10 protein-coding genes are annotated in these 11,892 nt (G+C 45.3%); 5 read left to right on the top strand and 5 right to left on the bottom strand.

Annotated elements, in window-relative coordinates:
* The first annotated feature begins 253 nt into the window (after nucleotides 1-253).
* A complete protein-coding gene (locus T426_RS22880) occupies nucleotides 254-1,492 on the top strand; it encodes a serpin family protein (RefSeq protein ID WP_036985381.1) in 1,239 nt (412 codons plus the stop codon).
* Nucleotides 1,493-1,608: 116 nt separating this feature from the next.
* On the opposite strand, the gene T426_RS0106000 is transcribed toward T426_RS22880, so the two are convergent.
* Entirely contained in the window at nucleotides 1,609-2,994 is a 1,386-nt protein-coding gene (locus T426_RS0106000) for a C1 family peptidase (protein WP_025863275.1), read from the bottom strand.
* 268 nt (nucleotides 2,995-3,262) lie between these two features.
* Here T426_RS0106000 and T426_RS0105985 point away from each other — a divergent pair, with 268 nt between their 5' ends.
* Nucleotides 3,263-3,631, top strand: coding sequence for a CidA/LrgA family protein (locus T426_RS0105985; RefSeq protein ID WP_025863274.1), 369 nt, complete (start codon nucleotides 3,263-3,265; stop codon nucleotides 3,629-3,631).
* On the top strand, nucleotides 3,609-4,313 hold the full coding sequence (locus T426_RS0105980; protein ID WP_025863273.1) for an LrgB family protein: 705 nt from the start codon (nucleotides 3,609-3,611) through the stop codon (nucleotides 4,311-4,313). The genes T426_RS0105985 and T426_RS0105980 overlap by 23 nt, the downstream gene beginning before the upstream one ends.
* Nucleotides 4,314-4,936: 623 nt before the next feature.
* Here T426_RS0105980 and lpdA read toward each other — a convergent pair.
* The 4 genes from lpdA to T426_RS0105960 all read right to left on the bottom strand — a co-directional run bounded on the left by lpdA (nucleotide 4,937) and on the right by T426_RS0105960 (nucleotide 10,125).
* A complete protein-coding gene (lpdA, locus tag T426_RS0105975; RefSeq protein ID WP_036985380.1) occupies nucleotides 4,937-6,328 on the bottom strand; it encodes a dihydrolipoyl dehydrogenase in 1,392 nt (463 codons plus the stop codon).
* A gap of 130 nt (nucleotides 6,329-6,458) precedes the next feature.
* A complete protein-coding gene (locus T426_RS0105970) occupies nucleotides 6,459-7,559 on the bottom strand; it encodes an AhpC/TSA family protein (protein ID WP_027585410.1) in 1,101 nt (366 codons plus the stop codon).
* A 209-nt stretch (nucleotides 7,560-7,768) separates the two neighbouring features.
* Nucleotides 7,769-8,908: a methylmalonyl Co-A mutase-associated GTPase MeaB gene (gene meaB, locus T426_RS0105965; protein ID WP_036984243.1), complete on the bottom strand. Its 1,140-nt coding sequence runs from the start codon at nucleotides 8,906-8,908 to the stop codon at nucleotides 7,769-7,771.
* Between the two features lie 131 nt (nucleotides 8,909-9,039).
* Nucleotides 9,040-10,125 (bottom strand): DUF1573 domain-containing protein, encoded by a 1,086-nt coding sequence (locus T426_RS0105960; protein WP_025863270.1) that lies wholly within the window; start codon nucleotides 10,123-10,125, stop codon nucleotides 9,040-9,042.
* A gap of 193 nt (nucleotides 10,126-10,318) precedes the next feature.
* On the opposite strand from T426_RS0105960, the gene T426_RS0105955 reads away from it, so the two are divergent.
* Together T426_RS0105955 and T426_RS0105950 are read left to right on the top strand one after the other, a co-directional pair.
* Nucleotides 10,319-10,687, top strand: a complete 369-nt coding sequence (locus tag T426_RS0105955; RefSeq protein WP_025863269.1) for a sulfite exporter TauE/SafE family protein — start codon at nucleotides 10,319-10,321, stop codon at nucleotides 10,685-10,687.
* Complete coding sequence (locus T426_RS0105950) at nucleotides 10,684-11,886, top strand: M20 metallopeptidase family protein (RefSeq protein WP_036984191.1); 1,203 nt, start codon at nucleotides 10,684-10,686, stop codon at nucleotides 11,884-11,886. The genes T426_RS0105955 and T426_RS0105950 overlap by 4 nt, the downstream gene beginning before the upstream one ends.
* Nucleotides 11,887-11,892: the final 6 nt, after the last annotated feature.

Genomic DNA, 11,892 nt, shown 5'->3' with positions numbered 1-11,892 from the left:
AAATTAATCTGCAACCTAAATAAATTCCTGCAATATAAGAACGCAATGCACGAGCTATTTTTGTTAAAAACTGTTTATAAACTCCTAGTATTTGGGGGTATAAATCCATTTTCATTTCATTTAGATTGACCGGTACTTTTCTAAACTCAATGAATAGACGCGGACCTCATAACAAATGGTTGCGTCATCGTCAGAATTTTCATTTACGCAACCAATTACTTACCCTCTACATCTAATTTCAAAATACCAAGCCATGAAGTTGACAAAGCTAGTTACCCTGATTTTGCTACCGGTTTCAATAACCGGCTGTTCTTCGGGTACCAACCAGGATTCGCCCGGGACCGATATCAAACTCGACGAAAAATCGACCAACATTGTACATTCCGATAATCAATTCGGATTTAACTTGTTTGGAACGCTGATTGAAAATAGCGAAACCGGCACCAACCTGATGATATCGCCGCTAAGTATCTCGAGTGCCCTGAGTATGGTTCTCAACGGAGCAAACGGCGACACCCGCACAGAGATGGAACAGGTATTATCATCCAACGGATTTACAGCCGATGACATCAATTCTGCCTACCAGAAATTAATTCCTGCCTTGCGAAATTGTGATACCAGCGTCGATCTCAATATTGCAAATTCCATTTGGATTCGGAAAGGTTTCGATGTCCTCGATAAATTCATCGCAACCAACAATGACTATTACGATGCCGAAGTTACCCGACTCGCCTTCGATAATACCGCAGTGAATCAAATCAATGATTGGGTGAGCCGGAAAACTCATGACAGGATTCAGAAAATGGTTACGTCCATTGATCCGAACGATGTGATGTACTTGTTGAATGCCATTTATTTTAAAGGAGGTTGGGCGGAAAAATTCGATTCAGATGCAACCCAAAGTAGACCTTTTACGCTGACGGATGGCAGCACAATGAACGTTCCGATGATGCGGAAGAACCTGAAGCTATCCTATCTGGCAACCAATAATTTTAAAATGGCAGCTCTTCCTTACGGACGGGGAAAATTCAGGATGATTGTGATGCTGCCCGATGAGGGAGTATCAACCACCGAAATCCTGCAATCGCTGGATAACGATTCATGGCAAACTTATCTGAAAGGAATGAGCCAACCGGTTGAATTGGATGTTTGGTTGCCCAAATTTACCTTTTCGTGGGAAACTAACCTGAACGATGTGTTAGCTTCACTGGGAATGCCCAAGGCCTTTTCGCAAACCGAAGCAGATTTCACCAATATCAATTCAAATGGCGGATTATACATCAGTAAAGTGAAACATAAGACTTTTATTGAAGTAAATGAAGAAGGAACTGAGGCGGCTGCTTCCACATCGGTGGGCATCAGTCTCAATTCCATTGGGCCTTCGGCTGTGGAGTTTCATGCCGACCATCCTTTTCTCTTTGTCATCATGGAAGAGGATACCGGGGCCATCTTATTTATGGGGCAACTGTCGGACCCAAGAAAAGAAAGTTAGGAGGGATTATACCAAGACCAACAAATACCCATATTTTCATTCATACCTCTGTGTTTTTTTAGACACAAAAAAAGGGACGGTTTCAATAGCCGTCCCTTACATTTTTTATCTTCTCATCAGAACATCGGGTCCCACGGAGGAAGCATCTCTGCTTTTTCGTCCCAGGCTTTTAACGTCTTCTTATCGAGGTATTTTTTATTGATGACAAACCGGAACATGTATTGATTGAACCAATTGTCGGTAAATGTCAGGTAACCGTGATAATCAGAATCCGGTCCCCAGCTGTTTTCGAACTGCCATTTGGTGGGTTTTCCCTGGTCATTCACGTCAACAGCAATTAAAGCCATTCCGTGCGACGAACCACTTTCTCCCGTCAGGATACGCTGCTTTTTGTCCATACCGAATTTCACGCCGTAAACCGCTCCGTAATCATAATTCTCGGTAGACAACACGCCGGAACCTTTCACATAAAAGGCGCCTACATCGCAGGAAGCGTACATCGGTTCGTTGTTCTTGATCGACTTGATGGCAAACTGCTTGATGACATCATTCGGGAGGTTCACGTAGTTCCAGTTGATGCCCTCTTCGGTGTTGCGGTAATTCTCGATTTCGTAGTGCTTGTAATATGGACGAGTCGGGTCGTTCATAATCATCACGTAATCCGATAACTTGACATCGCCCAACACATCGTCGCGGAACTGCTGCGGTGTGTAAGTTTTGTACTCCGACAGATTACCGTCCTTGTCCTCGTATCTCCAACGGAACTGTTCCGGCGGATTACCCAGGTTCAGGGCCAGCATCCGGTAAACGTCTTTCAGCATTCCGACCCGGCGGTTCTCGATATCCGTTTTCGATTTTTTGTCGGCGACCATTTGCCGCAGCTCCAAACCGTCTTCGCGCAATTTGGTGACGATGAACTTTACCATCTTCCGTGTATTATCACTCGAATTGGTTTCGGGCATCACGTCTTTGGGAACCAATCCATACTTGTTCACCAGGTTGACAAACGAATTCCAAACACCACCATCATCAACCGGTGATTTAAAATACCAGTTCACTTTCCGGTCGGTAAACGGAAGATCAGCCGTTGCCACCACGTTATTCAAAAACAGGTTGGCTTTTTCGAAAATATCATAGAAGTAGAGGTAATTCTCCGAAAACTCAAATTTATCGATGTTGAAATGTTTTTTGGCTACCGGTCGCAAAATGTTCAGCGATGTAAACATCCAGCAACGTCCCGAGCTCTTTTGGTCAGTAATGCCCGAAACATCAACTTTGTATTTAAAATTCTGGTCTACCTTTCCTACATTGTCACGATTCAGCGCCAGCTTATTAATGTCGTTATTCGACAGCGCGTTCTCCATTGCTTTGGTATACGAATCTTCCTTGTACGATTGTCTGATTTCCTTTAGTTGGTCTGCTGTCAGTGCACCCGATTGAGCCCAGACTGCATTAACAGCCCACAATCCCACGAGAGCCAGCAGTGTCAGTTTCTTCATCATATTCAATTATTGTTTTGTTTTTAGTTGAAGGGTAAATATAATCATCTAAAAATTTGTGCCCGGCGACATTCATCACCTTTGGAAATATCCATCCGGATTTTGCCCGGAAACTTAATATTTGCGTAATCTTCCACCATGCTGACCTACAGAAACATCTTTACATTTCACACATCCTTAATCCACTTTGCACACAAAATGGTTGGCGGCAACGTAATTTTGCCCGTTCAAATTTCCATTCACGCTTTTGCGGAATGAGTATTCCATAAACATGAAAGCATTACAACAACTGGCTTTGCTTTTATTGGTAGCCCTTGCAGCCGATATGCTGACACGCTACCTTCACATCGCGTTTCCCGGAAGCGTACTGGGCATGATCATCATGCTCGTTTTGCTTTCGCTGAAAATTATTAAGCCCGAGCATATCGAGGAAACTTCCGGTTTTCTCCTCACCAACATGGCTTTTTTCTTTATCCCGGCCGGTGTGGGCATCATCAATTCGCTTTCGCTGATTGGACAGTATGGCCTGTTTTTCATTCTCACCACCCTGGTCACCACTTTCCTGGTAATGGGCATTACTGCCTGGGTGATTGATTTAATGGTTAAAACCGAACATCATGATGACACCGTGGCTGAATAATCCGGCATTTGGTATTGCCCTCTCGGTTGCATGCTACCAATTCGGGGTGTTTCTGAACAAACGCACCCGGCTGGCTTTTTTTAACCCGCTGCTCATTAGTGTGGTGCTCATTATCCTGTTCCTGCTGATGACCGGCATTCCTTATGATGATTTCTCGAAGGGCGGAAACATCATCAACTTTATGCTGGGACCAACTACCGTGGCGTTGGCATTGCCTCTTTACCTTCACTGGAAAGATATCAAACGGTTCATTATTCCGATTCTGATTGGCATTATAGCCGGTTGCCTCGCTTCGCTGACAGGCGTGCTTCTACTGGGGAAAGTATTTGGTATTAACAGCCTGTTGATACACTCAATGGCGCCAAAATCCATCACAACCCCCATTGGTGTAGCGCTCAGTCAATCGTTGGGTGGAAATCCCTCCATTACCGTAGCGGCCATTATCTTTACAGGAATACTGGGAGCGATAATCGCTCCCTCGGTGATGCGGATTTTCCGCATTAAAAGCAACATAGCCAAAGGAATTGCCATGGGAACTGCGGCTCATGCCGTAGGAACCAGCAAAGCCATCGAGATGGGAAAAACCGAAGGAGCTATGAGTAGTGCCGCTATCGGCCTGTCCGGACTGATTACCGTTATTATTGTTCCCTTTTTACTTCCACTGTTCGAGCGCTTTTTGTGACAACTGTCTTGCCATAAATCGTTCATCCGATTCGGGTGGAGCGCCCGGATGCACACAGCTTGTTCGCCCGTTTCCAATAAGGCATATGGATGGCCACAGGTAGTCCGCACACGCTGCACGAAGCGCTCGTATTCGCACAGGTAGTTCATGCACGCTGCACGAAGCACTCATATTTGTACAGATAATCCATGCACGCTGCATGAAGCGCTCATATTTGTACAGATAATCCATGCACACTGCATGAAGCGCTCATATTTGTACAGATAATCCATGCACGCTGCACGAAGCACTCATAATTTGTACAGATAATCCATGCACGCTGCACGAAGCACTCATATTTGTACAGATAATCCATGCACGCTGCACGAAGCACTCATATTTGTACAGGTAGTTCGTGCACGCTGCAATGAAGCACCTCAGTTTCGGGGAGCTACTTTTTACGCTGAAAAGAAGCGTCTCTGTTTCGGCAGGTACGAAATTAGATTCAGAGTTAGCGCCTGAGTTTCCGGGAGTGCTTGGTCAGTACCTACCGGGAATACGAACCCTGTCTGGGCAGGAATAAAAAAACCCTCCGGTATGGCAGTAACCGGAGGGTTCGTATCTCGATAGAAAAAAATCTCTGTTTACAGGTGAATCACCTCATCGAAAGCGGCGGCAGCAGCTTCCATAACGGCTTCACTCATGGTGGGGTGCGGGTGTACCGACTTGATGAGCTCGTGACCGGTAATTTCCAGCTTGCGGGCTACCACCAGTTCCGCAATCATCTCGGTTACGTTGGCACCAATCATGTGTGCTCCGAGCAATTCTCCATACTTGGCATCGAAAATCAATTTCACAAATCCATCAGGAGCACCAGCCGATTTAGCCTTACCAGACGCGGTGAACGGGAATTTACCCACTTTCAGTTCGTAGCCGGCTTCTTTGGCTGCCTTTTCGGTCATACCTAACGAAGCAATTTCAGGCGAGGTATACGTGTTGCCCGGAATATTTCCGTAATCGAGCGGCTCTGGATTTTCCCCGGCAATCTTCTCTACACAAATAATACCTTCGGCGGAAGCCACGTGCGCCAATGCCGGTCCGTGAACAATGTCACCGATAGCATAAACGCCTTCTACGTTGGTGCGGTAATAATCGTCGACTTTGATTTTACCTTTCTCTGTAGCAATTTTCATCTCCTCGAGGCCAATGCCTTCGAGATTGGGCTCAATACCAACAGCTGAAAGTACGATATCCGCTTCAATCTGCTCTTCGCCTTTCTTGGTCTTCACGGTTACTTTGCACTTCTTACCCGAAGTATCAACTTTCTCAACCGATGAATTCACCATTACTTTCATACCCATTTTCTTGAACGAGCGTCCAAGCTGGGCAGCTACGTCAGCATCTTCGTTGGGAACCAGCGTCGGCATGAATTCTACCAAGGTCACCTTGGTTCCGATAGATGAATAGAAATAGGCAAACTCGCTTCCGATAGCTCCTGAGCCTACAACCACCATGCTTTCGGGTTGTTTTTCAAGAGACAATGCCTGGCGATAGCCAATAATTTTCTTGCCGTCCTGCGGCAGGTTAGGCAGCTGTTTTGAGTGAGCACCCGTGGCCAGCAAGATATGCTTGGCGGTGTACTTTTCTTTTTTTCCTTTGCTGTCGGTTACTTCAACGGTGTTTTTGGCAACCAGCTTTCCAAAACCTTCAATCTTCTCGATTTTATTCTTCTTGAAAAGATACTGGACACCGTTACTCATACCACCGGCCACATCGCGACTGCGTTTTACCATACCGGTAAAGTCAGCTTTGATATCGCCATCAATGGCTACACCGTAATCGGCTGCATGTTTGGTATACTCGAAAACCTGTGCGCTTTTCAGCAACGATTTGGTCGGAATACATCCCCAGTTCAGGCAGATTCCACCCAGGTTTTCCTTTTCAACTACAGCTACTTTTAAACCGAGCTGCGAGGCCCTGATAGCGGCAACATATCCGCCCGGACCACTTCCTATAACTAAAAGATCGTAATTCATTTTTTTATCAATCGTTTTCCGGAAAAAAATTTTTCACTTCTTCCAACAAAGAAAGGTTCGTTATGTTCGGGGAAGCTGTAAGCAAAAAAAGCCGCCCCTAACGGAACGGCTTTTTGCCAGCATAAATATTTTATTCGCCGAGCACTTCTTTTAACTTATTGTCGAGTGCCTGACCACGAAGATTCTTGGCAATGATTTTACCATCCTTATCCAATAACAAAGAGTGCGGAATACTGGTCACACCATATTCTTTGGCTACTCTGTTGTTCCAGTATTGCAGGTCGGAAACCTGATGCCATGTTAAATGGTCGTCCTTAATGGCTTTCACCCAGGCGTCGTGATCGCGATCGAGTGATACACCCAAAACTGTAAAGCCTTTATCCTTGTACTTGTTGTACACTCTCACCACGTTGGGATTTTCCTGGCGACAGGGACCACACCATGATGCCCAGAAATCGAGCAGAACATATTTTCCGCGAAGTGATGACAATGTGAATGGCTTTCCATCCGGATCGTTCATGGTAAAATCGGGAGCCACAGCACCAATGCCGGTTACTCTGCGCTGATCTGCTAATTTCTGCAGTTCTTTTACATAGATTGATTCCTTGATGGAAGGATCGAAGTAAGCAATCAGTGTATCCAAATCCTGTGAACTGGCCTGTTGACCAAACTGCCACAAAGCAACAAATGGTGCAACCGTGCTATTGTTGTGTTCCCGGATGAAATTCTTGGCGTATACTTTTTGGTTATCGACCATTGCCTCGATGTCGATTTGCGCTTTTTTCATGCCATCTTCATCTCCGCTCATACGCGCTTTCGCATATCGCTGCTGAATATCATTAGCTTCCTTTGACAAGCGTTTCATCTCATCAGTAAACTGTGAGAAAATTTTGTTGGCGTCGGAACCGGTTACGACGGTTTTATCCAGACTATCGGCATAAGCCTTTACATTGATTTTTCCGTTTTCAGCAAAGAATTGTGAAACCAGTTTCTTTTGTCCTAACCGGATTACACGCAATTCGGGCAAATCAGTTTTGCCTTTCAGTACAAAATTACCGTCATCCAATTTCGTGGTATCTTCCACGTCCCATTTGGTTCCGTCATATTTTAACAGAGCCACTTCACCAGAATCCTGGCCCTGGATATTTCCCTTGATAACAAATCCATCGGGTGACGATGAACACGCTGCAAAACCAGCTAAGGTAAGTAGTAAAAACAGGAGTTTTTTCATTCGATTAATTTTTTTCATAGTGCTTATTAACTTCCTATCAGATGTTTTTCTGATTCTAATAAAACGATACTTCGACATATTTCAATGTGATAAACAAAGTTATCAAAAGATCTGAATCAGGAAAGCAATTCTGAAATTCCTGCATTACATAACTTACACATCAATAGTCCCCTGACCTTCAAATGATGCACCGATGTGCTCAATCCGCACTATTCAGGCTTTTTGCCATTACTTTCGAAGGTTTTGAAGTAGACATCGAGCAAACGGCGGGCAGCGACAAACGAACTGATTTCGTCGTTCAGCACAGCTTTTTCCATTCCATTCAACCGCTCTTTTATTTCCGGATTACTATAAAAGTCGTTTCGCAACGTTTCGTTGACCGATTCGTACATCCAGTATTTTGCCTGCTCCCTGCGCCGGTGACTGAAGAATTCATTCTTGCGGGTTTGTTCTACGTAATCACTGACAGTATCCCATATTTCGATTATACCTGTACCATTCAGTGATGAACAGGTCAACACTTTGGGAATCCATCCCGACTCGGTAGGCGGGTAAAGGTGCAATGCATTGCGAAACTGCGATGCGGCCATGTTGGCTTTTTCCACATTGGTTCCATCAGCCTTGTTAATCGCGATGGCATCGGACATTTCGATAATCCCTCGTTTGATGCCCTGCAACTCATCACCAGCTCCGGCAATCTGAATCAACAGAAAAAAGTCGACCATGGAGTGTACCGCGGTCTCGGATTGTCCCACCCCCACTGTTTCAATGAAAATGGTATCAAACCCTGCCGCTTCGCAAAGAACGATAGTTTCACGCGTTTTGCGGGCTACGCCTCCCAGCGAACCTGCCGAAGGACTGGGCCGGATGTATGCATTGGGATCGCTCGACAAACTTTCCATCCGGGTTTTATCGCCGAGAATCGAACCTTTCGAACGCTCCGAACTCGGATCGATAGCCAGAACAGCCAGTTTACCACCATTTCCGGTGATTTGCTTACCAAGGGCCTCAATAAACGTGCTCTTTCCTGCTCCGGGCACACCGGTAATTCCCAAACGAGTGGAGTTTCCGGCAAACGGCAAACATTTAATAATAATGTCCTGCGCCAGTTGCTGATGTTCGGGATTGCTGCTTTCGATCAGCGTCACTGCCTGACTCAGCAGCGTAATATTCCCGTCAAGAATCCCTTTGACATACTCGTCCGCCTGAAGCAGTTTGCGTTTCCGCCTGGTTAAAAATCGTTTGACCGAATCTTCATTTACCGAATCAGGTTGCTCAATGCCTTTATTTACGTTCAATCCCAGGTAATTTGGGTCATTTTCAGGGTGGTCGTTATGATGATTATCCATGTTCATTTGTTCTTCACGTTTCTGCGAAATTACAATTTTTACCCCGTTTACACGGAAAAATCAGGAGTATTCGGACATAAAAAAACCTCCATAAAAATGGAGGTTTTCAGGACTAATATTTTCGAATCAAGTTATGATTTCACATTTCCGGTAATTCTCAAAATGGTGGTCGGCTGATCCGGATCGTTGGTGATTACCGTGATCGATTTATTCTGACGGCCACGTTTCCCATGAGAATTAAAGACCACTTTCAAATCGGTGCTTTCGCCCGGCTTGATGACGGTTGTTGCCGGCGTAACAGCCGTACAGCCACAAGATGCGCGGATACGGCGAATAACTAAGTCGCTTTTACCCGTGTTCTTTATCTGGAAAACGTGATTTACTTTTTGTCCTTCAGCGATTTCACCAAAATTAAATACACGCTCGTCAAAACCGACCTTAGGCGAATTGGCTAGTTGCTGCGGAGTGAGTTTCGAGAAATCCTCGACAATAGTAGCACTGACACCGATGGAGTAATTATAATTCGATTCACCATTTTCGGTCAGATATACCCGGTCAATCACAAATCCATACTCTTTCTTTTTCGATGCGTCGTAAGTCACAACGAAATGACCTTTCTTACCCGGCTGAACAGTTTTTGGAACAATCTCCACTTTTAGATATGACGGCGCCTGCTTGATTCCAATCGTAACCGGCTTGTCTCCCAGGTTGACAAATTGAAGACTGTCAGTTCTTACCTCGTCATCCTTAATTTTCACGAAAGCCAGATGATTGGTCCGCATCCTGACAAGGCCTACTTCACGCGGATAAATCTCTTCCGGGGTTTTAACACGAGGAATCACCTTACCACGAATTTTCAGTACCACCATCGGATTGGTTGCATTTGAGGAGATACTAATGGTTTTGGTAAAATTTCCCGGACGGTTTTTCGGATTATACGTCACCCTGATATGTCCGTTATCACCTGGAGCAACAGGCTTTCGGGTCCATTCGGGAGTTGTACAACCACACGACGAGCGCACATAAGAAACAATTAAAGGCGCATTACCCGTATTCTTAAATTTGAAATCATACGATACATTCCCTTGCTCTTCGTTAAACGTACCAAAATTATGTTCCAGATCATCGAATTTTATGGTTGCCCGGTTTTGAGCTACCGCAAGATTCAATCCTGCTGCAAACAGAAATAATACTAAAACAGAAACAGTTCTCTTCATAATACAACATTTTATCCGAACAAATCTAATAAAATTATGATTCGCTTATTCAGACCAACTTCAGATAACCGGCCGCAAAGGCGCCAGTTTTAACATTCTTTAATTCTATTTATGAAGTTGGTACCCCCGGCACTTTACGTTCTAATAACGTTGAACTTTGGGAAATTCGTATCTTCGACAAAAACTATGATTTATGGAACTATCGCAGGTTTTGTTACTGGTTCTGGTTGGATTAGCTGCCGGAATCGTTAGTGGAGCATTAGGTGTAGGCGGCGGTATTGTCCTGATTCCGGCATTGGTATATCTTTTTGGAATGGACCAACACACTGCGCAGGGAACCAGCCTGGCCATTCTTTTACCCCCTACCGGGATTCTGGCGGCCATGGCATACCAAAAACAGGGCTTCATCAACTGGAAATACGCTATCATTATTACGGCGATTTTCGTTTTGGGTGCCTGGATTGGAGCACAGTTTTCCATTTCGGTTCCCGAGAAACTGATGAAACGAATCTTTGCCTTGTTCCTGTTGATTGTCGGAGCTAAAATGTTTTTTGGAAAATGATGGAATTGAAAAAAGAGATACAACAACTTGCACAACAATATTTCGACGACACCGTAGCTATCCGTCGTCACATGCATCAATATCCCGAATTGTCATTCGAGGAGTTCGAGACCTCTGATTTTATCCAAAAGCAACTGGACAAAATTGGTGTATCCTACCGGACTGGAATTGTAAAAACGGGCATTATTGCCCGGCTTGACGGAAAATTGCCCGGAGGACGAACCATCGCGTTGCGTGCCGACATGGATGCACTCCCAATTGTCGAGAATTCGGACAAAAGCTATTGTTCCCTCAACCGGGGTGTAATGCATGCCTGTGGTCACGATGCTCACTCGGCCTCGTTGCTGGGGGTTATTCGGATTTTAAAGAAACTGGAACACAAACTCCGGGGGACCTTCCTGTTTATCTTCCAGCCGGGCGAAGAGCAATTTCCGGGCGGGGGAAAACTTTTACTGGAATCGGGAGCGCTAAACGACCCAAAACCGGAACTAATTCTGGCTCAACATGTGCTACCGGAAATGGAAGCCGGACATGTAGGATTCCGTCCCGGAATGTACATGGCTTCGGGTGACGAAATCTTCTTCACCGTTAAGGGAAAAGGCGGACACGGTGCTCTGCCGCACAAACTGACGGATACCGTATTGACAACAGCTCATATTATTACGGCACTGCAACAGGTCGTCAGCCGCAACGCGCCGGCCGATGTTCCTTCGGTTCTTTCGTTCGGAAGAGTCATCGCTGAAGGGGCGACCAATATCATCCCCGATGAAGTAAATGTATCCGGAACCTTTCGCACCATGGACGAAACCTGGCGTGCTGAAGCGAAGGAACGAATTCAGAAAATTGGTCAGGCAATCGCCGAAGGCATGGGAGCTACCTGCGAGTTTCATATCAACCATGGATACCCGATGCTGATGAACGACCATGAGGTCACCAAAATGGCCCGTGAGTTTGCCGTTGAGTATTTGGGTAAAGAAAAAGTAGAAGACATGGGACTGCGAATGACCTGCGAAGATTTTGCCTACTATTCGCAACAATTTCCAGTGGCATTTTTCCGCTTTGGCGTGAAAAACCCGGAAACTACCGAAACAGCATCATTGCACTCTCCTACTTTCGATATCGATGAAAAGGCTTTGGAAACTTCCGTTGGGCACATGGCTTACCTGGCGGTACGCTTCTCGCAACAGGAAAAGGAATAATCTAAC

This window comes from Prolixibacter bellariivorans ATCC BAA-1284 (genome assembly GCF_000621705.1).
Taxonomy (GTDB): domain Bacteria; phylum Bacteroidota; class Bacteroidia; order Bacteroidales; family Prolixibacteraceae; genus Prolixibacter; species Prolixibacter bellariivorans.
The sequence above is the reverse complement of the archived record's forward strand: the minus strand, read 5'-3'. Positions and strand labels throughout refer to the sequence as shown.